Source organism: Streptomyces sp. NBC_00158 (genome assembly GCF_045160885.1).
In the GTDB taxonomy this organism is placed as follows: Bacteria; Actinomycetota; Actinomycetes; order Streptomycetales; family Streptomycetaceae; genus Streptomyces.
Genome location: NZ_CP108161.1, coordinates 4,015,913 through 4,038,977 on the forward strand (window position 1 = coordinate 4,015,913; position 23,065 = coordinate 4,038,977).

At 73.4% G+C, this 23,065-nt stretch carries 20 protein-coding genes and 1 tRNA gene; 12 read left to right on the forward strand and 9 right to left on the reverse strand.

What is annotated here, in order from left to right:
* Positions 1-97 precede the first annotated feature (97 nt).
* Positions 98-171, forward strand: a tRNA-Thr gene (locus OG553_RS18545).
* Between the two features lie 178 nt (positions 172-349).
* Here the strand turns inward: OG553_RS18545 and OG553_RS18550 are convergent.
* The 6 genes from OG553_RS18550 to OG553_RS18575 form a co-directional block, all read right to left on the reverse strand.
* Entirely contained in the window at positions 350-1,072 is a 723-nt protein-coding gene (locus OG553_RS18550) for a hypothetical protein (protein ID WP_405980050.1), read from the reverse strand.
* Between the two features lie 282 nt (positions 1,073-1,354).
* On the reverse strand, positions 1,355-2,014 hold the full coding sequence (locus tag OG553_RS18555) for a hypothetical protein (RefSeq protein ID WP_405980051.1): 660 nt from the start codon (positions 2,012-2,014) through the stop codon (positions 1,355-1,357).
* Between the two features lie 35 nt (positions 2,015-2,049).
* Entirely contained in the window at positions 2,050-3,702 is a 1,653-nt protein-coding gene (locus OG553_RS18560) for an MFS transporter (protein ID WP_405980052.1), read from the reverse strand.
* Between the two features lie 270 nt (positions 3,703-3,972).
* Complete coding sequence (gene serS, locus OG553_RS18565; RefSeq protein WP_405980053.1) at positions 3,973-5,265, reverse strand: serine--tRNA ligase; 1,293 nt, start codon at positions 5,263-5,265, stop codon at positions 3,973-3,975.
* The gene (locus OG553_RS18570) at positions 5,258-7,051 is read right to left on the reverse strand and encodes a hypothetical protein (protein WP_405980054.1); all 1,794 of its coding nucleotides are present in this window, start codon (positions 7,049-7,051) and stop codon (positions 5,258-5,260) included. Before OG553_RS18570 ends, serS begins: the two co-directional genes overlap by 8 nt.
* The gene (locus OG553_RS18575) at positions 7,048-7,728 is read right to left on the reverse strand and encodes an ATP-binding cassette domain-containing protein (protein WP_405980055.1); all 681 of its coding nucleotides are present in this window, start codon (positions 7,726-7,728) and stop codon (positions 7,048-7,050) included. The genes OG553_RS18570 and OG553_RS18575 overlap by 4 nt, the downstream gene beginning before the upstream one ends.
* Positions 7,729-7,922: 194 nt before the next feature.
* On the opposite strand from OG553_RS18575, the gene OG553_RS18580 reads away from it, so the two are divergent.
* The 4 genes from OG553_RS18580 to OG553_RS18595 all read left to right on the forward strand — a co-directional run bounded on the left by OG553_RS18580 (position 7,923) and on the right by OG553_RS18595 (position 11,645).
* Positions 7,923-9,134 (forward strand): serine hydrolase domain-containing protein, encoded by a 1,212-nt coding sequence (locus OG553_RS18580; RefSeq protein ID WP_405980056.1) that lies wholly within the window; start codon positions 7,923-7,925, stop codon positions 9,132-9,134.
* Between the two features lie 76 nt (positions 9,135-9,210).
* Positions 9,211-9,729 (forward strand): GNAT family N-acetyltransferase, encoded by a 519-nt coding sequence (locus OG553_RS18585; protein WP_405980057.1) that lies wholly within the window; start codon positions 9,211-9,213, stop codon positions 9,727-9,729.
* Positions 9,730-9,785: 56 nt separating this feature from the next.
* Positions 9,786-10,307 (forward strand): SigE family RNA polymerase sigma factor, encoded by a 522-nt coding sequence (locus OG553_RS18590; RefSeq protein WP_405980058.1) that lies wholly within the window; start codon positions 9,786-9,788, stop codon positions 10,305-10,307.
* A gap of 93 nt (positions 10,308-10,400) precedes the next feature.
* Positions 10,401-11,645 carry a hypothetical protein gene (locus OG553_RS18595; protein ID WP_405980059.1) on the forward strand — a complete coding sequence of 415 codons (1,245 nt, stop codon included), beginning with the start codon at positions 10,401-10,403 and terminating at the stop codon, positions 11,643-11,645.
* Between the two features lie 24 nt (positions 11,646-11,669).
* Here OG553_RS18595 and OG553_RS18600 read toward each other — a convergent pair whose 3' ends face one another.
* Positions 11,670-13,418: a bifunctional 3'-5' exonuclease/DNA polymerase gene (locus OG553_RS18600; protein ID WP_405980060.1), complete on the reverse strand. Its 1,749-nt coding sequence runs from the start codon at positions 13,416-13,418 to the stop codon at positions 11,670-11,672.
* Positions 13,419-13,967: 549 nt separating this feature from the next.
* Here OG553_RS18600 and OG553_RS18605 point away from each other — a divergent pair.
* Positions 13,968-15,143 carry a DUF2786 domain-containing protein gene (locus OG553_RS18605; RefSeq protein ID WP_405980061.1) on the forward strand — a complete coding sequence of 392 codons (1,176 nt, stop codon included), beginning with the start codon at positions 13,968-13,970 and terminating at the stop codon, positions 15,141-15,143.
* 185 nt (positions 15,144-15,328) lie between these two features.
* Here OG553_RS18605 and tatA read toward each other — a convergent pair whose 3' ends face one another.
* Entirely contained in the window at positions 15,329-15,499 is a 171-nt protein-coding gene (gene tatA / locus OG553_RS18610; protein ID WP_405980062.1) for a Sec-independent protein translocase subunit TatA, read from the reverse strand.
* Between the two features lie 121 nt (positions 15,500-15,620).
* On the opposite strand from tatA, the gene OG553_RS18615 reads away from it, so the two are divergent.
* Together OG553_RS18615 and OG553_RS18620 are read left to right on the forward strand one after the other, a co-directional pair.
* Entirely contained in the window at positions 15,621-17,666 is a 2,046-nt protein-coding gene (locus tag OG553_RS18615) for an FUSC family protein (RefSeq protein ID WP_405980063.1), read from the forward strand.
* Positions 17,667-17,836: 170 nt separating this feature from the next.
* A complete protein-coding gene (locus OG553_RS18620) occupies positions 17,837-18,082 on the forward strand; it encodes a DUF397 domain-containing protein (protein ID WP_405980064.1) in 246 nt (81 codons plus the stop codon).
* Between the two features lie 111 nt (positions 18,083-18,193).
* Here OG553_RS18620 and OG553_RS18625 read toward each other — a convergent pair whose 3' ends face one another.
* Positions 18,194-18,679, reverse strand: a complete 486-nt coding sequence (locus tag OG553_RS18625; RefSeq protein ID WP_405980065.1) for an ATP-binding protein — start codon at positions 18,677-18,679, stop codon at positions 18,194-18,196.
* 361 nt (positions 18,680-19,040) lie between these two features.
* On the opposite strand from OG553_RS18625, the gene OG553_RS18630 reads away from it, so the two are divergent.
* The 4 genes from OG553_RS18630 to OG553_RS18645 all read left to right on the forward strand — a co-directional run bounded on the left by OG553_RS18630 (position 19,041) and on the right by OG553_RS18645 (position 22,937).
* Positions 19,041-19,919 carry a helix-turn-helix domain-containing protein gene (locus OG553_RS18630; RefSeq protein WP_405980066.1) on the forward strand — a complete coding sequence of 293 codons (879 nt, stop codon included), beginning with the start codon at positions 19,041-19,043 and terminating at the stop codon, positions 19,917-19,919.
* A 92-nt stretch (positions 19,920-20,011) separates the two neighbouring features.
* Positions 20,012-21,469, forward strand: coding sequence for an aldehyde dehydrogenase family protein (locus OG553_RS18635; RefSeq protein ID WP_405980067.1), 1,458 nt, complete (start codon positions 20,012-20,014; stop codon positions 21,467-21,469).
* A 105-nt stretch (positions 21,470-21,574) separates the two neighbouring features.
* Positions 21,575-22,093, forward strand: coding sequence for a DinB family protein (locus OG553_RS18640; protein WP_405980068.1), 519 nt, complete (start codon positions 21,575-21,577; stop codon positions 22,091-22,093).
* An 85-nt stretch (positions 22,094-22,178) separates the two neighbouring features.
* Positions 22,179-22,937 carry a MerR family transcriptional regulator gene (locus OG553_RS18645; RefSeq protein ID WP_405980069.1) on the forward strand — a complete coding sequence of 253 codons (759 nt, stop codon included), beginning with the start codon at positions 22,179-22,181 and terminating at the stop codon, positions 22,935-22,937.
* The last annotated feature ends 128 nt before the right edge of the window (positions 22,938-23,065 follow it).

The following is a 23,065-nucleotide window of genomic DNA, read 5'->3' on the forward strand; positions in this document are numbered from 1 at the left end:
GCCCCACCCGGTTCGGGGCACCCGGTTTAACCCTGTAGACTTGGCGCCGCTGCTGATGAGAGCCTCCCTCCAAGGGAATTCTTGTCTCCCCAGCGGTGCCGCCTTAGCTCAGTTGGCCAGAGCAACGCACTCGTAATGCGTAGGTCTCGGGTTCGAATCCCGAAGGCGGCTCTGTGGAAGCCCCAGGACTCACTCGCCGTGACCTGGGGCTTTTGCTTTTTCCGGGAAGTCCGGGGCGTCTCAGGAGCCGGCCCACGCGGGCGCGGGCCCGTACCGGGGCCCGGTCCGCCCACGGAGGCCTTCCAGATCGGCACGGGCCCGCGCGAACGCATCGTGGCGGACCCGGCGGTCAGTGCTCGATCCCGGAGGGCTTCGGGGTGATCTGGGGCGGTGCGGGCTCGCTCACTCCGTGGCCGGTGAGGACGCTGCGGGGCGCTCGGACGACGCCGTGGGGCAGGTTCACACCGGGTAGGAAGGCACTCATGTGCCCCCTCCGCTTCGCCTCGGCGGTCGTCGGGTGCAGTTCCTCGTAGGAGTTGGCCGTCGACAGCCGGTCGATGATCGCCGCATGCGCCTCCTTCTGGTCCTCGGGGACATCGATGGCGTGCAGCTTCATGGCGAATCCCTCGGGGGACCTCCCGGGGTCGTCGTCCCCCATCCGCAGTTGGCAGCGGATGGAGGGATCGGCCATGAACGTGTTGATGTCGGGCGGAAGGTGCGCGTGCTGGGGCAACGGCGTCGCGAACTTGATGCCGTCCTTGCCGACGGCGGCGTTCTTGAGGAGCGCCGGTGTCTCGGTCTTGCCGAGGACCGAGTCCGCGGTGATGTCGGCGGCGAACCCGACCACGAGTCCCTCGGTTGCGATGGCGTACCGGTCCGAGAGGGTGTCCCAGGCGGCACCGTGGGCGGCGTCCAGTTCCTCCGGATCGAAGTCGAAGTGCCGGGCGAGCGCATCCATCACGAATTCGTTGCCGAGGAAGTAGCCGTTGAGCCGGTGCCCGGCGGGTGTGTCCTCCAGCACCTGCAGACCGCGCGACTGGCCACACGCCTTGGCCAGGAAGCGATTGGGCACGGGTGTGTCCACGCCCTCGAGCACGGACTCGTAGGACCAAAATGCGCGATGGGGGCCGCGGTCCGCGTTGGTGACGGACTCCTTCGCCGCAAGCTTCTCTATGAAGTCCACAACACCGGGCTCGGGACCTTCCGCCTCCGGATCGAGCGTCGATAGGTAGTCGCCGTACAGCCTGCGGGCTATCGCGGCTCCGGACTGCCTGTCACGTGGTTCCGCCGCGGCATGTTCCTGCTGGAGGGCAAGCCCGGGCTATCTCCTCCGGGGTCGGAGGAGCGTCGGGGTTCACGGGTTCCTCCGTGAACCTTCAGGGGCGTTTACGGTCAGCTGGATCCGCGAACCGCCCGGCGTGTCAGTGGCCCACGCCGTGAACGACACCGACTGCGCCAGCACGATGAAGGCCTGCCCGGGGTGGTCCCCCACCGGCTTCCAGTACGCCATCCGGTAGGGGGTGCGGGTCTCGAGGCGGTATTCACGGCTCTCCCAGAACGCCGGTTCCATCGGCTCCGGGAAGTCTGGTGCGTCCCAGGGGCCGGCCCATACCGCGGGTCCCAGCACACTTTCGGCCGCCTTGACGAAGTCGGGCCATTCGTCGGCCGCGCGGGTCAAGAGACCGGGGTTCTCGGACGCCTCGTCTGCCTTGAGGTGCCACGCCCAGTGGGTCAGGCGGCGTACGGGATGCCAGTTGCCACCTGCTTCGAAGGTCCACCTGCCGCCGGCCCCGCTGCGCACCGCCAGATTGCGGTCGGCCGTCTGCGGCTCCCAGCCGTAGCGCTCGCACCACGTACGGCATTCCGGAGAGCCGCCCTGCGGCGGACCCGCCCAAACGGATGCCCAGTCCACCCCCCGCAGGCCCTCCAGCTCGGCGGCCAGGTCCTGGGCCGTGCGGCCTGATGTCTCCGTCAGCTTCGTCTCAAGCTCCTCGCCCCGTGTACGTGTCGGCATCATGACCTGCCGTCAGTACGGGGCGGTCATCAGTATCAGCAGGCAGACGACCCCCGCGCCCATGATGAAGCGGACTTCCGGGTCGTCAGGGTTTCGGCCCCTTCCCCGGTGGAGTTCGACCCCGTGACCTGGGGCTTTGACTCTTGCAGGACGGGCTCTGGTGCGGGCGTGGATGCCGGGGGCTTGCGGGGCGGGCGGAGGGCGAGCAGGAGTACGGCTGCTCCGGCGAGGGCGATGACCATGATCCATACGGCGCCTACGTGCATGGCGTGGACGAACGCCTCGTCGGCGGCTCGGGCGAGCGCGGGGCGGGCGGTGGCCCCGGCGGCGTGCCTGGCCTGTTCGGCGGAGACGCGCGCCTGTTCCCGTACCGGGCCGGGGAGGCCGTCCAGGGAGGGCTCGATCGCGCGCCGGTAGACGATCGACATGAGCGTGCCGCCGACGGCGATGCCCATCACCCCGCCGGTCTGCCGCACGGTGTTGGTGACGGCCGATCCCGCGCCGGCCCGTTCGAGCGGCAGCGTGCTGATGAGCGCCGCGGTGACCGGGCCGAGCACCATGCCGATCGAGAGGCCCTGGACCAGCAGCAGGAGCGCGATCGGGGCGAGGGGGGTCTCCAGGCCGAAGAGCCCGTAGGCGCCCATGGTCAGTGCCGCCGCGGTGAGGGCCGGGACGGTGACGGCCCGCAGGGACCAGCGGCGGACCAGGCGCGCGCCGACGGGTGCCCCGAGTATCGCGCCGACGGCGGTCGGGAGGCCGGCCAGGCCCGCTTCGATCGGGGAGTAGCCGCGTGCGCCCTGTAGGTAGAACGCGTTGTAGAAGGTGATGGCGGAGACGGCGAAGAGGAGCAGTCCGAGCGCCGCGTTGCCGCCGCCGAAGGCGCGTTCCGCGAGCAGCCGGGGGTCGAAGCCCGGTGCCTTGACGCGCAGTTCGACGAGCGTGAACGCGGTCAGCAGGACCAGTCCGGCGGCGACCGGCCCCCAGACGTCCGCCCGGTCCCAGGCCGCCACCTGCCCCGCGCGGATCAGACCGTACGCGAGCGCCGCGAGCCCGCTGATCGACAGCAGCATCCCGGCCGGGTCCAGCGGCCGCACCACCGGGCTGCGGAAGTCCGGGACCAGCAGGGCGATCCCGGCCAGCGCCAGCACCACGACCGGGACGTTGACCAGGAAGACCGAGCCCCACCAGAAGTGGTCGAGGAGCACCCCGGCCAGCACCGGGCCCACGGCCATGCCGACGCCGGCGGAGGTCGAGGAGACGGCGACCGCGGTCGACCGCGCGGGGCCGGTGAAGGTCCACATGAGGATGGCCATGTTCGCCGGCATGATCAGCGCGCTGCCGACGCCCATCGCGGCGCGGGCGGCGATCAGTTGACCCGCGTCCGGTGCGTACGCCGCCCACACCGAGGCGGCGGCGAACACCACCAGGCCCGTCGCCAGCACCGTGCGGTGGCCGAAGCGGTCGCCCAGCGCGCCCGCGGTGAACATCAGGGTGGCGAAGGCGAGCGTGTACGAGCCGGTGGCCCATTGCAGCGCGGACGGTCCGGCGTTCAGGCCGCGGACCGGGTCCGCGAGGGTTTCCAGGGTGGTGCTCAGGACGGTGTTGTCCAGCCAGATGAGCAGTGAGCACACCATGAGGACGGCCAGGATCAGCTGTTGCCTGAATTTCGGAACGGCAGGGGTGGTCATGAATTCCTTCGGGTGATCGGGAAAGTCCGACCAGCGGACCGTAGGAAATTGGAGGGGCGTTGTCAACCCCCCTTTTGATGAGGTGAGTTGTTGATTTCCGGGGCACGGAGGAGGGGTGGATGTCAATTCCTGGGCGGGCGGGGAGAGGGCGACTGACCTGTGTGTTCGTCGAGGGCACGGGGTCAGGTGTTCTGTCAATTTCCGATTTTGGAGAGGGCATAAAAGAAACCCCAGGGCGCGATGCGCCCTGGGGTTGTGTCCTGCCCGGAATTATGCCTCGGGGGTCCCGTCCGCCTTGATCCGGCGGAATCCGAGGTACGGGACGAGGGATTCCGGCAGGACGAGCGAGCCGTCCTCCTGCTGGCACTGCTCCAGCAGCGCGGCCAGGGTGCGGCCGATCGGCAGGCCGGAGCCGTTGAGGGTGGCGACGGGCTTGGGCTTGCCGTCCTCGCCGCGGGTGCGGATGCCCGCGCGGCGGGCCTGGAAGCTGCCGAAGTTCGAGACCGAGGAGATCTCCCGGTAGGTGTTCTGGCTCGGGATCCAGACCTCGATGTCGTACGTGAGCTGCGCCGAGAAGCCCGTGTCGCCGGCGGCCAGCTTCACGACGCGGTAGGCGAGGCCGAGTTCCCGCAGGCAGGCCTCGGCGTGGCCGACCATCGTCTCCAGCTCGGCGTCCGCGGTCTCCGGGTCGACGATCTTGACGATCTCGACCTTGGCGAACTGGTGCTGGCGGATCAGGCCGCGGGTGTCGCGCCCGTAGGAGCCGGCCTCGGAGCGGAAGCAGGGGGTGTGCGCGGTCATGGCCAGCGGCAGATCGGCCGGCGGGATGATCTCGTCGGCGTAGAGGTTGGTCAGCGGGACCTCGGCCGTGGGGATGAGGAACAGCTCGCGGTCGGCGACCCCGGTCTTGAACAGGTCCTCCTCGAACTTCGGCAGCTGGCCGGTGCCGGTCATCGTCTTGCGCGTGACCAGGTACGGGACGGAGTGCTCCACGTAGCCGTGGCGACGGGTGTGGATGTCGAGGAAGAGGGTGGCCAGGGCCCGCTCCAGGGCGGCGCCTGCGCCGCGGGAGACCGCGAAGCGCGGGCCCGAGAGCTTGGTGGCGCGGGCGAAGTCGAGGATGCCGGTGGCCTCGCCGAGGTCGACGTGGTCCTTCGGCTCGAAGGAGAAGGCCGGCGGGGTGCCGACGCGGCGGATCTCCACCGCGTCCTCGTCGGAGTTGCCGTCGGGAGCCGCGTCGTCCGGCAGGTTCGGGATGGTCAGCAGCAGCTCGCGCAGCTCCTCCTGGACCTGCTCCTGCTCCGCCTCGACCTCGCGGATCCGGTCCTTCAGCTCGCGGGCGTGCTCCTTGAGCCCCGAGATGTCCCCGCCCTGCCTGGCCGTCTGCTGGACCTCGCTCGCCACCCGCTTGGACTCCGCCCGCAGGTCGTCGGCGGAGCGGACGCTCTGGTTGCGCCGGGACTGGAGGTCTTCCAGCCGGGACAGGTCCAGGGCGTAGCCGCGACGGGCGAGCCGACGAACGGCTTCGGCACCCATGTCGATCAGGGCGCGGGCATCATGCATGAGGAAGGTCCTTCTTCTCCGGCGGGCGGGACGGGGGAAACCGGATCGACGTTAGCAACCCCCGGATCCCGGCCGGTCCGCGCTGCCGCCGGGGTGCGCCGTGCAGCCGGTGGGCGGTGCGGCGGGCCCACCACAGGGTGGCCGCGCCCGCCGGGAGCAGCCAGGCGAGGTGGCCGGGGCCGAGTCCGCCGGCGCGTTCGGCGGCGACCAGTACGGGGGCGGACAGGGCGAGGGCGGCCAGCGGGCCGCGTGCGTACCAGAGGCCGGTCTGGAGGGCGGCGGTGTTGCCCATGGGGGTCTCCGTGCCGACCAGCAGGTGGGTGGGGACCGGCCCGCGGTACGAGCTGACGAGCGCGGCACCCACCATGGCCGGTACCGCCGCCAGGAGCACGGCACCGCCCGGTGCCCACCCGCCGGCGGCCCGGGCCGCGGCGGTGCCGGCGCCGAGCCAGCCGAGCAGCAGGGCGCCCGGGACCCAGGCGTGGCGCAGCGCGAGGGTGCCGAAGGCGTGGGGGAGGCCCGCAGAGCGGCGGGCGTCGTCGCTGTCCAGGCGGGCCGGCTCCGTCAGCTGCGCGGCCGCCAGGTACTCGGCGACGAGGGCGGCCGCGCACAGGGCGGCCTGTCCGTCCGGGCGGGCGCGGTGGGCGGCGGTGGCGAGGGCGAGGGCCGCGGTGCCCCACAGGGCCGCCCACAGCAGGCGTCCGGGGGCGCGCAGCAGCCCGGTGGCGTCGCGCCAGGGCACGATCAGCCACCTGCTGCGGGGTACGGGCAGCCGCAGCAGGGGCCTGGCCCGCTGCCCCCGCACGGCGCGGGCCGCCGAGCGGGCCTGGCGCAGGTCGAGGGAGTACACCGACGCGGTGACCCGGGACGCGACGACGGCGCGGCCGCGCAGGGCTTCCTCGGGGACGTACGGGGTCTCGCGCCGGGCGTACAGCAGCGCGGCGAGCGTGAACGCCGCCGACAGGGCCGTCCCGAGGACCCAGCCCGGGGTGTGGTGCCCGGCCGCGGTGACGAGCGGCTGGGCGGCCCAACCCCAGGGGCCGGACCACAGCACCAGCGTGCCGGGGGTCCCGCCCCCGGCCCCGCCGCGCAGTACCCCGTACGCGCAGAGCGCCGTCGCGCCCGCCGCCAGCGTCCAGGTGACGGCCTGGAAGCGGACGGCTCCGCGGCTGACCGCGCGGTCGTGGCGTTCGACGAGCAGCCCGGCGGCCACCGCGGTCAGCGCCGTCGCCGCGCCCGCCCACGCGCCCGCCGCGGTCAGCGGCAGCCGGGCCGCGGCCCCCGCGACCGAGAGCAGGTAGCCCAGCACCCCGCCGCCGGCCAGGCCCAGCGCGGCCGCGCGGAGTGCGGAAGCGTGGAACCGGGGCAGCAGGAGCGGCCCGCGCAGGACGGGCAGGGGCAGCAGCCACGTGACCGTCGGCAGGTCCACCAGCACCGGGCCCCGCCAGACGGCGCCGCGGACGGCGTGGACCAGCACCAGCGCCAGCAGCGCCGGCACGGCCACGGGGAGGCCGGCCAGCAGGTGTTCCGAGGTGCCGCCGTGCCAGTCCCCGCGTCGGCCGGCCCTGGCTGCGGCGAGGAGGAGCGGTACCGCCCAGAAGACCGTTCCCAGGGCGACGCAGTACAGCACGAAGGCGTTGCTCCCGCGCTTGCTCCGGCGGGCCGGGGCGCGGGCCGCGTGCAGGAACGCCAGCGTCTCGTCCGTACGGCGTCGCAGGCCGGCGTCGCCGTCGGGGCTGGTGCGGGTGCGGGTGCCGGGGTCGGGGCCGGTTCGGTCGGGTATCACCGGGCGGCCCCGGCCGGAGCCGTCGTGGCGCGTCCGTCCTCCAGGGTGAGCACCCGGTCGGCCACGGCCGCGGCCAGCTCCGCGTCGTGGGTGGCGAGCAGGATCGCCGCCCCCCGCTCCTTGTGGGCCGAGAGCCGCCGCGCCAGCTCCCCGCGCGCCCGGGAGTCCAGCCGCTGTTCGGGTTCGTCCAGCACCAGCAGGTCGTGCGGCCGTACGAAGGCCGAGGCCAGCAGCAGGGACTGGGTCTGCCCCGAGGAGAGGGCCGAGGGCCGGGAATCCGCGTGGCCGGCCAGCCGGTGGTCGGCGAGCACCCGGTCCACCGCCGCGTCGGCGCGGCGGCCGAGTCCGTGCCCGACGGCGACCAGCATCAGGTGCTCGCGCACCGTCAGGTCCGGGTAGGCCGAGCCGGCTTCCATCACGGTGGCCACCCGGGCGCGGGTGCGGGGCGAGTCCTCGTGCAGGGGCTCGCCGTCGAAGAGGACCTCGCCCGACGTGGGCTGCTCGCGGCCGCACGCCAGCCGCAGGAGGGTCGACTTCCCCGAGCCGTTGTCCCCCACCAGTACGGTGCACTCCGTCGGCGCCAGGGTCATGGTGACCGCGCGCAGGACGCTCCGGTCCCCGTAGCTGCGGCTGACGTCGGTCAGCCGCAGCAGGCCGCCGTTCGCGGTCGCGTTCATGTGCGGTGCCCACTCCGGTCGTCGGGGCGGTCGGTCCGGGTCCGCCCCGCCGGGATCGAACAAGAACGATAACCTCGCCGGCCGGCCCCGCCCGGGGTCCGCGGCCGGGACCCCGCCCGCCCCGCCCGCCCCCGGTCGCCCGGGGTCCCGGGGCGGGGCTAGCGTGGAAGGACGTACGGCAGCGGGAGGCCGGCATGGCGAGGCGGTGGCGCAGCGCGGCGGTGGGGGCGGCCGCGATCGGGCTGGTGGTGGTCCCCGTCGGAGTCGGCGCCGGGTACGCCTGGGAGGCCGCGGCACCCCCGCCCGGGGTCGTGCGCACGCCCGCGGCCGACGAGTTCCCGCAGCTCACGCCCGCCGCGGCGGCCCGGCTGGACGAGGCCGTCCGGAAGGTGCTGAAGGAGGCCGGGGTGCCGGGCGTGGTCGTCTCGCTCTCCGCCCCCGGCAAGGGCGAGTACGTACGGGCCTTCGGCACCGCCGACAGGGCGACCGGGGCGCCGATGCGCACCGACGTGAACCAGCGGATCGGCAGCGTGACGAAGACCTTCACCGTCACCGCCCTGCTCCAGCTGGTCGACGCGGGCAGGGCCGGGCTGGACGATCCCGTCGGGAAGTACGTACCGGGCGTCCCGAACGGCGACCGGATCACCCTGCGCGAACTGGCCGGGATGCGCAGCGGGCTCTACAACTACTCGGAGGACGAAGGGTTCTTCAAGGCGCTCACGGCCGATCCCTGGCGCCCCTTCACCCCGCAGGAGCTGTTGTCGTACTCCTTCCGGCATCCGGTGCTGTTCGAGCCGGGCGCGAAGTTCGAGTACTGCAACACCAACACGATCCTGCTGGGTCTGGTGGTGGAGAAGCTGAGCGGGACGCCCCTGAACCGGTACGTCGAGGAACGGGTGGCCAAGCCCGCCGGGCTGCACCACACCCTCTTCCCGACCGGCGCGCAGTTCCCGGAGCCGCACGCGCAGGGCTACACCGACCAGACGGCCTCCGGGAGGTCCGAGGACGCCGCCGACTGGAACCCCTCCTGGGGCTGGGCGGCCGGTGCGATGGTCTCGGACCTCCCCGACCTGCGGAGCTGGGCGAAGACCCTGGCCACCGGCACCCTGCTGACCCCCGCCACCCAGGCGCAGCGGCTGAAGGTGGTCGAGGCCGTGCCGGGCGCCGGCTACGGCCTGGGCGTCTTCGACGTACAGGGGTGGATCGGGCACAACGGGTCGCTGCCGGGCTACCAGGACCTGGTGGTCTACCTTCCCGGGTCGCGGGCGACGCTGGTGGTCATGCTGAACACGGACATCGCGCACGAGGGCAACGAGCCCAGCACCATGTTCGGCGAGGCGATCACGAGGATCGTCACCCCGCAGCACGTCTTCTCGCTGCCCGCCCAGCCCGTCACCGGGCACTGACGCGCCCTCCCGGCGCCGTTCCCCCGCGTCCGCGCACAATGGACGCCGGCGCGAGAGTGGATCAAGGGAGATGCGCATGTTCGGTCAGGTCGCAACGCAGGGCGGCGACGGCGCGGGAGGCACGGTCACGGACGGGGGTTCCGGAGTCGTGCTCCGCGTCGCGGGGGAGGCGGACCTGGACACGGCCGCGGAACTCTTCCGCGGCTACCTGGAGTTCTACGAGGTGGACGTCCAGGCCGCCGGTTCACCCCGGGAGTTCCTCGCGGAGCGCATCGCCAAGGGGGAGTCGCTGGTGCTGCTCGCCGACGCGCCCTCGGTCCCCGGCACGGTCGGTTTCGCGCAGGTCTACCAGGCCTTCTCCTCGCTCACCCTGAGCACCGCGTGGATCCTCAACGACCTGTACGTGGCCCCGGCCGGCCGCCGTACCGGCGCGGGCCGGGCGCTGCTGCGCGAGGTGCTGCGCCGGGCGCGGGAGGCCGGGGTGGCGGGGGTGCAGCTGGAGACCGCGTACGGCAACAACGTCGCGCAGGGGCTGTACGAGTCCGAGGGATTCGTGCGCGAGGAGTTCCACGTCTACTTCCACGACCTCGGCTGAAACATTTCGCGGGGGCCGTCGCGTCGATGGGGTGAGACGGACGCGAGGGGGAGTGCATGCGGCAGGGTCGCAGAGACGGGTTCCGCGAGTTCGCGGCGGGCCGGTCGGGTCATCTGTACCGGTCGGCCTGTCTGCTGGCCAGCGGGGACACCCACCTCGCCGAGGATCTCGTACAGGAGACCCTGGGGCGGATGTACCTGATGTGGGGCCGGATCTCGCGCATCGAGAATCCGGCGGCGTACGCGCAGACGGTGCTGGTCCGCGTCTTCCTGACGCACCAGCGCCGCCGCTCGGCGGGGGAGCGCCCGTTCGGGGAGCTCCCCGGGGCCGACGGCGCGCAGCCGGCGGCCGGCGGCACCGATCCGGCGCTGCGGCTGACGCTGCTGGAGGCGCTGGGGCGGCTGGCGCCCAAGGACCGGGCGGTGCTGGTGCTGCGGTACTGGGAGGACCGCAGCGTCGAGGAGACCGCCGAGGCGATGAAGGTCACCTCGGCGGCCGTACGGACCCGGACCTCCCGGGCGCTGTCCCGGCTGCGGGGGCAGCTGGGCGGCAGTCTCGCCGAGTTCGCGGGCCACTGAGGCCCCGGTGCCGTCCTCCCCGGTGCCGTCCTCCCCTCCGCCCCGTCCCTCTCCCCGCCAACCAAGTGGAAGGTCTGGTTCCGCATGCCCCCCATGCCCCTTGAAGACGAGCTCGGCGAAGCCCTCCGGAGCGCGGGTGCCGCCTTCACGCCGGACCCGCAGGCCCTGGCGGCGGCGGGCGAACGGCGCGGACGCCGGCTGGTGGCCCGTCGCCGGGCCGCCGTCGCCGGGGGCTCCGTACTGGCCCTCGCCCTCGTCGGCACGGCCGGAGCCTGGACCGGCGGCCTGATCGGGAGCGGCGGCGGGGGAGAGGCCGCCTCGGCGCCCGCCCTGCCCAGCCGGGGGGCGGTCAGGCCGCCGGCGGACGGACCGCAGGAACGCGCGGGCACCGGGGCGGTCACCGCTCAGCAGATGACCGAGATCCTGAAGTCGTTCGTGCCCACCGGGCAGTTCACCCCCGCCGACAGCCGCGGGACCGACGACCAGGCGCCGCTGGCGACGGGGCTCGTCGACGACGGCAAGGGCCGGGCGCACCTGGGCATCATGCTCACCCGGATCGACCCGGCCGGCGGGATGTCCAAGGAGATGACCACCTGCCCCGACCGCAAGAACGTGGCCTTCGACTCCTGCAAGGAGGAGGTCCTCCCCGACGGCTCCCGGCTGCTGCTGATCCAGGACTACGACTACGACGACTCCCGCAGGTCGGTGAAGCAGTGGCGGGCCACCCTCGCCACCCCGCAGGGCTACCTCCTCGACGCCTCGGAGTACAACGGGCCCCAGAGCAAGCAGGCCCGCCCCACCCGCGCCGAACCCCCGCTGGCCATGGACCGGATGAAGGCCCTGGTGCTGTCGGACAAGTGGCGCCCGGCCCTGGCGGACCTGCCGCCCGCACCCTCCGAGAGCCGCTCCGGCACGAGTCCCGAGGAGGACGCCGAGAGGTTCCTGGAGACCCTGCTGCGCGGGTACGAGATCCCCGTCGCCGACAAGGGCGGCGACGGCGGCTACGGCTACGTGGTCCTCGACGACGGCAAGGGCCGCTCCCTGGTCGAGATCCGCGTCCAGCGGCGCACGGCCGCCGGCGAGTTCCCCGCGGACGCCACCGCGCAGCCCGGCGGTGTCCACGCGAAGGTCACCCAGGGCCCCGTCGGCGAGAACGCCCCGGGCGTGGTCCGCTGGACGGTGGACACCCAGCGGCCCAACGGGGAGCGGATCACGGTCTCCGCGTACAACGCCCCCAAGCAGACGGGCCCGGCGAGCCGTACGGCGCCCGCGCTGACCCTGGAGCAGCTGAAGGAGGTCGCGCTGAGCCGGCACTGGAAGGAGGCCTTCGGGCGCTGACGCGGCCGCCGGGGCGGGCGCGGGTCACTTGGCGTCGGCGTAGCACTCCACCACCGCCGTGGTGAACGGGAAGCGGACCGGGGTGTCCCCGAAGGCGATCCGGCCCGCCCGGTCCCCGGCGGCGCGGATCGCCAGGGCGACGGCCTCCGCCTCCTCGGCGGGACAGTGCACGATCACCTCGTCGTGCTGGAAGAACACCAGCTCCGCCCGCATCCCGGCGGTGGCCTGCCGCAGCGCCGCCAGCATGAGCAGGGCCCAGTCGGCGGCGCTGCCCTGCACGACGAAGTTGCGGGTGAACCGGCCGCGGGCGCGGGTGTTGGTGGAGGCGTAGCTCGGGGTCCACCCCGTCTCCCCCTCGGAGTCGGAGCGCTCCGGCCCCGACTCCTGGGGGATGCCCGCCTCGTCCGCCTCGGCGGCGCCGGCGGGCGGCGGGCAGGTGCGGCCCAGCCAGGTCCGTACGAGCCGGCCCTCCTCGCCCGCCCGGGCCGCGTCGTCCACGTACGCGACGGCGCGGGGGAAGCGGCGGCGCAGCGCGGCCAGGTTCTTCAGGCCGTCGCCGGAGGTCTGCCCGTAGACCGCGCCTAGCACGGCGATCTTGGCCTTGTCCCGGTCGCCGGAGAAGCCCTGGCGGGAGACGGCCGTGTAGAGGTCCTCGGGCCGCCCGGCCACCTCCATGAACGCCGGGTCGCGGGAGATCGCGGCGAGGACGCGCGGCTCCATCTGGTCGGCGTCGGCGACGACGAGCCGCCAGCCCGGGTCGGCGACGACCGCCCGGCGGATCACCTTGGGGATCTGCAGGGCCCCGCCGCCGTTGGTCACCCAGCGGCCGGTGAGGGTGCCGCCGGGGATGAACTCCGGGCGGAAGCGGCCGTCCTGGACCCAGTCCGCCAGCCAGGACCAGCCGTGGGCGGTGTAGATCCGGTACAGCTTCTTGTACTCCAGGAGCGGCGCGACGGCGGGGTGGTCGATCTCCTGGATCGCCCAGCGCCGGGTGGACCCCAGCCGGATCCCGGCCTGGGCGAAGGCCTTGATGACGTCGGCGGGCAGGTCCGGGCGCACCCTGCGGCCGAAGGCGGCGGAGATCTCGTCGGTGAGCTCGGCGAGGCGGCGGGGCTCGCCGCCGCCGGCGTAGCGCTCGCCGAGCAGCTCGGTGAGCAGGGCCCGGTGAGCGTCGGCCCGCCAGGGCAGGCCCGCGCGGTGCATCTCGGCGGCGATCAGGAACGCGGCCGACTCGGAGGCGGTGAGCAGGCGCAGCCGGTCGGGGTGCGCGGTGGCGGCGATCCGGCGGGCCTGGTCGGCGTGGACGGCGAGCAGGGCGTCGAGGGGGAGCGGGGCGGCGGCGCCCGGGTCGACGTCGAAGAGGGAGTCCTGCGCGGCGGCCCGCGCGGGCTCGGCGGCGCGCTGCGGGGGGTCAGGGGGGACGGGTGCGTCGTTGAGCCGCGCCCAGGCCGCCGCCGCCGAACGGGGTTCGCCGTAACGCCCCTCGTGGGCGAGGAGCAGCAGCTCGGCGTCCTCGATGTCGTAGCACCGCTCGACGCGGGTGCCGGCGGCGAGGATGCGGGGGTACACGGCGGCGGTGGACCGCCAGACCCAGCGGGTGCCGGTGGGTGCGAGGCGGATCGCTTCCGCGGGGGTGGCGGTGGTGGCGATGGTGCGTTCCGCGCCGGGGTGCAGGGGTGTGGCGTGCCACTGGCCGTCGGCGGTCTCGGCGAGGGCCCAGGGGGTGGTGGGGTGGTCGCTCACGGGTGCGAGTGTCCCACCGGGCTCTGACATTGCCCTGGCCGGGCGGTTGCGTGTCCCCGGGCGGGTCCCGTGCCGGTCCCCGGGCGGGGCGTACGCGGGGCCGGTGCGGGGGGCTGCAGCGGCGGGGCGGTGCCGGGGGTTCCGCTGCGCGGGGCGAGTTCCCCTACCCGCCCTTCGCCCGTTCCCCGGGCTGCGCCCGGACCCCTCCTGGGGGCTCCGCCCCCAGACCCTCCCCCAGCTACCGCTGGGGGGGGACCCCCAGCGCCTCAAACGCCGGCGGGGCTATAGATAGCCCCGCCGGCGTTTGAGGCGACGGGCGCGCAGCGCCCGTACCGGGTCAGGGGCGGAGCCCCTGGGAACGGTGGAAGGGAGGGTAGGGGACCTCGCCCCGCGCAGCGGCCAACCACCCGCACCCGACCCACCGGCCCCCGCCACCCGAACCGGCCCCGCCCCGCATCCGACAGCCGGAGGCTGTCGCAGCGGCGCGAAGCCGGGGAGGCCGCCTGCGGCCGAGCCGCGCGAGCGGCGCGTTCAGGAGGGGCGCGGCGCGTCAAAAGGGCGGCGTGCAAAGCTGAAGGGGTGAGTCAGAGTGCCGAGATCGTCGACCGGGCCTTCGCGGCCGCCCTCTACGCCCAGGACGACGCAGGGCTGGACGTAGGGGCGTCCGTGCTCGCCGCCGACGGCGCCGCGTGGGGCGGGGTCGGGCGGGAGCTGCTCGCGCGCGGGGAGGCGTACGCGCGGCAGGCGTGGGAGCGCGGCTGGCGGCCCGCCGACGTGCTGCGGCTGGTGCGGCGGGACCTGGACGCCGTGCACCTCGCCGTCGCCGGTGACGTGATCGCCGCCGAGGCCCGCCGGTACGCCCGGCTGCCCGAGCGGTGGGGCGCGCCGGAGGTGTGGTGGCCGGCGGACGAGGAGTACGCCGAGCGGCTCGCGCGCCGCGAGCGGGCGGACCGGTTCACCCTGGCCACCGCCGTCCTGGAACTGTTCCGGCTGCTGGTGCGGCTGCCGTCCGTCGAGCCGGTGGGCCCGGTCCCGGGGGACCCGGCCGGTGACGCCCTGGCGCACGCGCACATCGAGCCGCGCATGCTCGGCCGGATCCGGGCGCTGCTCGCGAAGGCCGAGGCGACGACCTACCCCGAGGAGGCGGAGGCGCTCAGCGCGAAGGCGCAGGAGCTGATGGCCCGGCACACCGTGGACGAGGCGCTGCTCGCGGTGCGCGGCGACGGTCCGGCTCAGGTGCCCGCGGCCTGCCGGATCGGGGTCGAGCCCCCGTACGAGGAGGCCAAGGCGGTGCTGCTGGACGCGGTGGCCACCGCCAACCGCTGCCGGGCGGTGTGGAACGGCGCCTACGAGTTCTCGACGGTGGTCGGCTTCGAGAGCGACCTGGAGGCCGTCGAGCTGCTGTACACCTCGCTGCTCGTGCAGGGCACGGCGGCGATGACCCGGGCGGAGGCCGCCCAGCGGGCCGGCGGACGCAAGCGGACCAAGACCTTCCGGCAGTCTTTCCTGCTGGCCTACGCCAGCCGCCTCGGCCGGCGGCTCGCCGAGACGGCCGAGCACACGGCCACCGAGGCCCCCGACTGCCTGCCCGCCCTGGTGGCCCGGGACGTGGCGGTCGGCGCACGGGCCGAGGAGATGTTCCCCCGGACCACGACGACCCGGCTGCGCGGTGCCACCGACCACGCGGGCTGGGAGGACGGCACGGCGGCCGCCGACGCCGCCCACGTCGGCGGACGGCGCCCCTCCCTGCCCTAGGCCGTCTCTTCCGGATCTTGCCTCGCCCGCGCCGCCCGGCACCGCACCTCGCCGCCTTGGCGGGGCACCAAGTACGTCCAGTACGGCGGCGCCCCGCCAAGGCGCCGATGCACGGCGCCTGGGGGCCCTCCCAGCGGTAGCTGGGGGAGGCGCGGGCTTGACCGGCAAGATCCGGAAGAGGCGACCTAGGCGGCCGGGGTGTCCTCCGTGCGCAGGGCGCGGGCCTCCGACTTGAGGATGCGGGCCGACTTGCCCAGCGAACGGGCCATGTCCGGCAGCCTCTTCGAGCCGAAGACCAGCAGGGCGACCGCCAGGACGATGATGATGTGCCAGGGTTCCAGGCCGTTGCGGAGCATGCGGTACCCACTTTCCGGATGACGGTCGATCGACAGTGCGGCCCATCGAACAGGGCCGCACGGGTGGTGCACAAGTCTGAAGAAAAGCTGAAAAGAGCGGCGAACGGCTACGCTCGACGCCATGAGCTGGCTCCGCGCGCTGAAGGACACCGCGCGCGAGGGCATGAAGGTCGAGCGGGCCCGCCTGGAGCCGCTCGTCGCGCTGCGGGCCGCCGTCGGGCTCGCGGTCGTCATCGCGGCAGGGCTGGCGCTGCTGGGGCCGGGCGCGGCGGCGAGTTCCGCGTTCGGGGCCTTCATGGCCGCCGTCGCCACGTTCCAGCAGAGCTGGCGTCCCCGCCCCGTGCTGGCGCTCGCCTCCGGGCTGACCCTGGCCGTCTCCACCTTCACCGGGTACCTGGTCGGGTCCGCCGACGTCGGGCTGTTCATGCCGATGCTCGCCGTCTGGGCCTTCGCGGCGGGGCTGATGTGGGCGGCCGGGCCCACCGCCGGGATGATCGCCTCCGGCAACGTCGCGATCATGCTGGTCACCGTCACCCTGCCGACCTCCGTCCCGCAGGCCGCCGGGCACGCCGCGATGATCGCCGCCGGCGGGGTGGTGCAGGCGCTGCTGATCGTGCTGTTCCCGGTCCGCCGCTGGGGCGACCGGCGCGACGCCCTGGCCGACGCGCTCGCCGCCGAGGCCGACTACGCCCGCCGGCTGCGCCACGACCCCGTCAGCTCCTTCGACCCCGCGCCGTTGATGAGGGCCCGGGACGCGGCCGCCGTCACCGTCCGGCAGGCCCGGCGGCGGCCCGCCGAGCTGCACGGGGCGCGGGGGCTGGCGGAGCGGGTCCGGCCCGTGCTGGCCTCGCTCGCCGACCCGGCCGTCGGCGCCCCCGCCGAGGGGCCGGCCCGCGAGCGGGTGCGGGAGCTGCTGGACGCGGCCGGGGCGGTGCTGGACGCCGCCGCGCACGCCATCCGCCACGGGGACCCGGTACGCCTGCCCGCGCCGGCGCTGGCCGTGCTGAAGGCGCCCGACCTGCCGGAGGTCCTCACCGGCGCGGCGCTGCGGGCCGCGCGCAGGCTCGCCGCCCTGCTGGACGACGTACTGGAGACGGCCGAACCGGGTACCGGGCGCGCCGCCGACCCCGCCGAGGCCAGGCTGCGGCCCACCGTGCCCGCCCTGGTGCCGCTGGTGCTCCGGGCCGTGCGGGCCGAGCTGCGGCCCGGCTCGCCCGTGCTGCGGCACGCCGTGCGGGTCACGGCGGCGGCGTGTGCGGGGTACCTCGTCGGGCACGCGCTGCCGTTCGGGCACGCCTACTGGGCGCCGATGGCCTCGGTGATGGTGATGCGGCCCGACTTCACCCAGACCTGGTCCCGCGCCGTCGCCCGGTTCGGCGGCACCCTCGTGGGGGTGGGGGCCGCCACCGCGATCGTGCAGCTGGCGCAGCCGGGGATGTACCTGTCGGGGCTGCTGGCGGTGGTCAGCGCGGGCCTGATGTACGTGCTGATGCGGACCGGGTACGCCGTCACGCAGGTCTTCGTCTCCGCGTACGTGGTGTTCCTGCTCGGCATGGGCGGCGTCCGCTGGGACCAGACGGTGCCCGACCGGATCGCCCTCACCCTCGTCGGCGGGGTCCTCGCGATGCTGGCGTACGCGCTCTACCCGGCCTGGGAGACCCCGCGGCTGCGCACCCGCCTCGCGGACTGGCTCGCCGCCGACGGGCGGTACGCGGCCGCCGTGCTCGGGCAGTACGCCGACCCGGCCGGGGCCCGGCGCGCGGACGTGCGGGAGGCGCTGCTGGCGGCCCGGGACGCCCGGATCGCCTGGCAGGAGGCGCTGGTACGGGCGGAGGGGGAGCCGGTGCGCCACCGGGGGCTGTCCCGGGCGGCCGCGGAGGGCGCGGGGGACGCGCTCGCGGCGCTGGGCCGGGGCGCGATGCTGCTGGAGGCCCACCTCCCCGACCGCGACCGCGACCCGGTGCCGGGGGCCGCGGAGCTGGCGCGGGCGGTGCGGGAGGCGACGGGGGCGGGCGCGAAGGCGGTCCGGGAGCGCAGGGTCCCGCGGTGGGACGGGGTCCGCGAGCTGCTGGCGGACTGGGAGGCGCCCGAGCCGGGCGTCCTGCGCGGGGCGGCGGAGCAGCTGCTGGAGTCGCTGGACGAGGTGTCGGAGGCGTTGCGCCCCTGACCAGGGCCCTCGTGCGGGCGAAGTGGAGCGGCGGGGTCCTGAACGGCCGCCGATGGTGATCAACAGTGATGGTCGGACCACCCCGCGTGCACGTGCATCTGCCCATGCATGCGGTGGTGAACACAGCTATGATCCGGTGCAGTTGACATCTGCACTATCGGGGGCTTCCTGTGGACCACGCGTACAACGGGATGGCAGCTGCAGAGCTCACTTCCCTGTACCAGCTCACCTGGCAGAAGAGCAGACACAGCAACTCGCAGGGATCCTGCGTGGAGTTCGCGAAACTGCCCGGGGGCGACGTCGCCATGCGCAACTCGCGCTTCCCCGACGGTCCGGCGCTCGTCTACACGCCGGCCGAGATAGAGGCGCTGCTCGCGGGCGTCAAGGACGGCGAGTTCGACCACCTGGTCGGCTGACGGAACGGCGCAAAGATCACGCCATGCACGTGCACCGGCCGGGACCGATCGCAGTGATCGGTCCCGGCCGGTGGTCCGAAAAGCGTCCGGAGGGCGTGACGCGCGGCGGGTTCAGTCCTGGAGCATGAACAGCGCCCAGACCACCTTGCCGGTGAGCCGCCCCGCGAGCGGGTGCCAGCCCCAGCTGTCGCTGTAGGCGTCGACCAGGAACAGTCCCCGCCCGGACTCCAGGTCGCAGTTCTCTTCCGTGCGCTCCGGCGCGAAGGACCCGCCCGGCCGGTCCTCGCTGGGGTCCCGCACCGCGCACACCAGCCGCGTGCTCCACCGCATCAGGTGCAGTCGCACCGCGGCCTCCGGCTCGCCGGAAGGCCGCGCCTCGTCCGGCAGGGCGTGGCGCAGGGCGTTGGTGACGAGTTCGGACACGACGAGCGAGACGTCGTCGAAGCGGTCGTCGAGGCCCCACTGGGAGAGGGTCGACCTGGTGAAGGAGCGGGCGCCGCGCACCGCGTCGAAGCGGGCGGGCAGGGCGCAGGAGGCGGATCCGGAGACAGCCGTGGGGTCGACCGGGGGCAGCCCCTGCCGTAACGGCTCGAGCATGGTCGATCCATTCGTCCCCATGCGAGGCACTCCCGGGATTCGCGGACGAAGCGGGCGGCTCCGTCCAAAGAGAACTGCGGGGTGGGTCCCGCGCCGGCGCGAAGAGCACGCAGGTGCGCGGCACCATCGTTCCGAATGGCGAAGCCGGATGCAAGGGCAGATGCACGTGCACGCGCCCGACCCGTCCACTCCCGTGACGGTTCTTGCTCATTTCTTCCTACGCATACTTACGGACTTCTTTTCCGGGACGCCGGATTCCGTTACAGAACGAGTACGGGCCGATGCGTTTTGGTGGCAGACTGCGGCACCGGGGTACGGGGGCCCCGCCGAGGCACGCGCACACCACGCGCACACCATTGCGATGGGGAGGGCAGGACTAGTGACCGCAGAAGCCAGCGGTTCTGTGGTGCGCCGCATCCTCCTGGGCTCACAGCTCAGGCGACTCCGAGAATCCCGCGGCATCACCCGTGAGGCGGCCGGCTACTCGATCCGCGCATCCGAATCGAAGATCAGCCGCTTGGAGTTGGGAAGGGTGAGCTTCAAGGCCAGGGACGTGGAGGACCTCCTGACGCTCTACGGGGTCACCGACGGCGCCGAGCGGGAGTCCCTGCTCGGCCTGGTCCGCGAGGCCAACGCGGCGGGCTGGTGGCACAGCTACGGCGACGTGCTGCCGGGGTGGTTCCAGACGTACGTCGGGCTGGAGGGGGCGGCCTCCCTCATCCGCATCTACGAGGTCCAGTTCGTCCACGGCCTGCTCCAGACCGAGGCCTACGCCCAGGCCGTCGTGCGCCGCGGCATGCCCGGTGCGAGCGCCGCCGAGATCGACCGCCGCGTCGCGCTGCGCCTGGAGCGGCAGAAGGTCCTGGTCTCCGAGAACGCGCCCGTCTTCCACGCCGTCCTCGACGAGGCCGCGCTGCGCCGCCCGTACGGCGACCGCGACGTGATGCGCGGCCAGCTCGAACACCTCATCGAGATCAGCCAGCGGCCCAACGTGCAGCTCCAGGTGATGCCCTTCTCCTTCGGCGGCCACGCGGGCGAGAGCGGAGCCTTCACCCTGCTGCGCTTCCCCGAGTCCGACCTCCAGGACATCGTCTACCTGGAACAGCTGACCAGTGCCCTCTACCTGGACAAGGAAGAGGAGGTGGCCCAGTACGCGCGGGCGATGCAGCGGCTCCAGGCCGACTGCCCGGATCCCGACAAGACCCGCGATCTCCTGCGCGGACTCCTCCAACTGTCTTGAACCGCACGTACTATGACGTCTGATCAGTGCATGAAGATGACCGATCGGTCTCCGGTGCAGCGCAAGGGTGCGCGCTCGCAGTAAGGGATGGCATGTCCATATTCACCGACCTGGCTCACCAGTACATCGACGGCGAATGGCTGGCCGGCACCGGTTCGTGGGACATCATCGACGTCAACCCGTACAACGGGGAGAAGCTCGCGGCCGTCACCGTGGCCACCGTCGAGCAGGTCGACCGGGCCTACCGGGCCGCCGAGCGGGCCCAGCGCGACTGGGCGGCGACCAGCCCCTACGCGAGACGCACCGTCCTGGAGCGCGCCCTGCGGATCACCGAGGAGCGCCACAAGGAGATCGTCGAGGCGATGATCGACGAGCTCGGCGGGACCCGGCCCAAGGCCGAGTACGAGGTCCACCTCGCGATGGAGTTCCTGCGCGAGGCGATCCGGCTGGCCGTCCGCCCCGAGGGCCGCATCCTGCCCTCGCTCGTCGCGGGCAAGGAGAACCGGGTCCAGCGCCTCCCGGTCGGCGTGGTGGCGGTGATCAGCCCCTTCAACTTCCCCTTCCTGGTGACCCTGAAGTCGGTCGCCCCGGCGCTGGCGCTGGGCAACGCGGTCGTGATCAAACCGAACCAGAACGCCCCGGTGGCCGGCGGCGGGATCATCGCCAAGATCTTCGAGGACGCGGGCTTGCCGGCCGGACTGCTGAACGTGCTGGTCACCGACATCGCCGAGATAGGCGACGCGATCCTGACCCACCCCGTCCCCAAGGTCATCTCCTTCGCCGGCTCCGACCGCACCGGCCGCCACGTCGGCTCGGTCGCCGCCCGCCACTTCAAGCGGACCGTCCTCGAACTGAGCGGCAACAGCGCGCTGGTGGTCCTCGACGACGCCGACGTCGACTACGCCGTGGACGCGGCCGTCTTCAGCCGCTTCGTCTTCCAGGGCCAGGTCTGCATGGCGGCCAACCGGATCCTCGTCGACGCGAGCGTGGCCGAGGAGTTCACCGAGAAGTTCACCGCCCGCGTGCGCGCCCTCAAGACCGGGGACCCCCGCGAGGCCGACACCCACATCGGTCCGCTCATCAACTCCTTCCAGGCCGACGCCCTGACCGCGCTCGTGGACCGGGCCGTGGAATCCGGGGCGCGGGCCCTCGTACGGGGATCTACGCGCGGCAACCTGGTCGAGCCGACCGTCCTCGCGGACCTCCCCGAGGACTCCCCGCTGCTGGGGCAGGAGATCTTCGGGCCGGTCGCCCTGCTGGTGGTCTTCGACGGGGAGGAGGAGGCCGTACGCCTGGCCAACGCGACCCCGTACGGGCTCAGCGGCGCGGTGCACACCCGCGACGTGGAGCGCGGCGTCCGCTTCGCCGGGCGCATCGAGACCGGCATGATCCACGTCAACGACTCCACCATCGGGGACGAGCCCCTCGCGGCCTTCGGCGGCGAGAAGGCCTCCGGGCTGGGGCGCCTCGGCGGCGAGGCCACCGTGGAGGCCTTCACCACCCAGAAGTGGATCTCGGTCCAGCACGGCCGCACCCAGTTCCCGTTCTGACCTTTTCCACCCCGGGGCGGAGTTGCGGACAGGACCTGACCGCAATGCTCCGTAGCGTGTTCCTTGTCAGCGGGGAGAGGCCCCGTACAGGGGACGAAGAGGTGGATGGTCATGGCGGAGATTTCCGGTGAGGTCCTGGGCGACGAGCGCGGCACCCTGCTCGCCTTCATCGAGTCCCAGCGCACGGCGGTGCGCGAGGCGGTCGCTGGTCTGACCGAGGAGCAGGCCGCGAGCCGCCCGAGCGCGAGCGAGCTGTCCCTGTCCGGCCTGCTCAAGCACGTGGCCGAGGTGGAGCTGGGCTGGCTCCGGATGGCGCAGCAGCGGGACAACGAGGTCGCCGGCGCCCGCGAGGACTACTCCGAGGGCTTCCGGCTGACCGGCGAGGAGACGGTTCCCGCGGTCCAGGCCTTCTGGGACGGGGTGACCGAGGAGCTGACCTCCTTCGTCGCGGACCTGCCCAGCCTGGACGAGACGTTCCCGCTGCCGCCGGCCCCGTGGTTCCCCGAGAACGGCAAGGTCTCCATGCGCTGGATGCTCCTGCACCTGATCGAGGAGTTCGCCCGGCACGCGGGCCACGCGGACATCATCCGCGAGACCCTGGACGGCACCAAGGCGATGGGCTGAAGACCCGCCCGCCCGAAGGGCTTGCACCTCACGTGGCGTGAGGAACCACAGTGGAGGGCGTACCCAACCGGAAGGAGCGGAAGCGATGGGCTACTCCGTGGGCCAGGTCGCCGGTTTCGCCGGAGTCACGGTGCGCACCCTGCACCACTACGACGAGATCGGGCTGCTCTCCCCGAGCGGCCGCAGCGGCGCGGGACACCGGCGTTACGACGACGCCGACCTGGACCGGCTGCAGCGGATCCTGTTCTACCGGGAGCTCGGCTTCCCGCTCGACGAGGTCGCGGTCCTGCTGGACGATCCGCACTCGGACCCGAGGGAGCACCTGCGCCGGCAGCACGCTCTCCTGTCCGAGCGGATCGCCCGGCTCCAGCAGATGGCCAAGGCCGTTGAGCACGCCATGGAGGCGAACAAGATGGGCATCAACCTCACGCCCGAGGAGCGGTTCGAGGTCTTCGGGGACAAGGACCCCGAGCAGTACGCGGAGGAGGCCGAGCAGCGCTGGGGCGGCACCGAGGCCTACGCGGAGTCGCAGCGCAGGGCCGCCGGCTACACGAAGGACGACTGGAAGCGCATCCAGGACGAGTCCGCCGACTGGGGCGCCCGGTACGCGGCGCTGGTGGCGGCGGGCGAGCCGGCGGAGGGCGGGGCGGCCATGGACATGGCCGAGGAGCACCGCCTGCACATCGGGCAGTGGTACTACGACTGCCCGTACGAGATGCACACCTGCCTCGGTGACATGTACGTCGCGGACGAGCGCTTCAAGGCCTACTACGACTCGATGGGTCCCGGCGTCGCCGAGCACCTGCGGGACGCGATCACGGCGAACGCCGTGCGCAAGGCGTAGGCAGGCGTAGCAAGGCGTAGCGGAACCTTCACGCGTCCCGCCCCCTCCGGTCCCTGGAACCCGGTGGGGGCGGTGTGCGTTCATAATTGAGACCGCCTGCCATGTCGCGTCCCCCACCGCAGACGTCC

Excerpts from the sequence above, each read along its gene's own strand:
- OG553_RS18555 (WP_405980051.1), bottom strand. The coding sequence starts at position 2,014 with ATGCCGACACGTACACGGGGCGAGGAGCTTGAGACGAAGCTGACGGAG.
- OG553_RS18560 (WP_405980052.1), bottom strand. The coding sequence starts at position 3,702 with ATGACCACCCCTGCCGTTCCGAAATTCAGGCAACAGCTGATCCTGGCC.
- serS (WP_405980053.1), bottom strand. The coding sequence starts at position 5,265 with ATGCATGATGCCCGCGCCCTGATCGACATGGGTGCCGAAGCCGTTCGT.
- OG553_RS18575 (WP_405980055.1), bottom strand. The coding sequence starts at position 7,728 with ATGAACGCGACCGCGAACGGCGGCCTGCTGCGGCTGACCGACGTCAGC.
- OG553_RS18580 (WP_405980056.1), top strand. The coding sequence starts at position 7,923 with ATGGCGAGGCGGTGGCGCAGCGCGGCGGTGGGGGCGGCCGCGATCGGG.
- OG553_RS18585 (WP_405980057.1), top strand. The coding sequence starts at position 9,211 with ATGTTCGGTCAGGTCGCAACGCAGGGCGGCGACGGCGCGGGAGGCACG.
- OG553_RS18590 (WP_405980058.1), top strand. The coding sequence starts at position 9,786 with ATGCGGCAGGGTCGCAGAGACGGGTTCCGCGAGTTCGCGGCGGGCCGG.
- OG553_RS18595 (WP_405980059.1), top strand. The coding sequence starts at position 10,401 with ATGCCCCTTGAAGACGAGCTCGGCGAAGCCCTCCGGAGCGCGGGTGCC.
- OG553_RS18600 (WP_405980060.1), bottom strand. The coding sequence starts at position 13,418 with ATGTCAGAGCCCGGTGGGACACTCGCACCCGTGAGCGACCACCCCACC.
- tatA (WP_405980062.1), bottom strand. The coding sequence starts at position 15,499 with ATGCTCCGCAACGGCCTGGAACCCTGGCACATCATCATCGTCCTGGCG.
- OG553_RS18615 (WP_405980063.1), top strand. The coding sequence starts at position 15,621 with ATGAGCTGGCTCCGCGCGCTGAAGGACACCGCGCGCGAGGGCATGAAG.
- OG553_RS18625 (WP_405980065.1), bottom strand. The coding sequence starts at position 18,679 with ATGCTCGAGCCGTTACGGCAGGGGCTGCCCCCGGTCGACCCCACGGCT.
- OG553_RS18630 (WP_405980066.1), top strand. The coding sequence starts at position 19,041 with ATGGGGAGGGCAGGACTAGTGACCGCAGAAGCCAGCGGTTCTGTGGTG.
- OG553_RS18635 (WP_405980067.1), top strand. The coding sequence starts at position 20,012 with ATGTCCATATTCACCGACCTGGCTCACCAGTACATCGACGGCGAATGG.
- OG553_RS18640 (WP_405980068.1), top strand. The coding sequence starts at position 21,575 with ATGGTCATGGCGGAGATTTCCGGTGAGGTCCTGGGCGACGAGCGCGGC.
- OG553_RS18645 (WP_405980069.1), top strand. The coding sequence starts at position 22,179 with ATGGGCTACTCCGTGGGCCAGGTCGCCGGTTTCGCCGGAGTCACGGTG.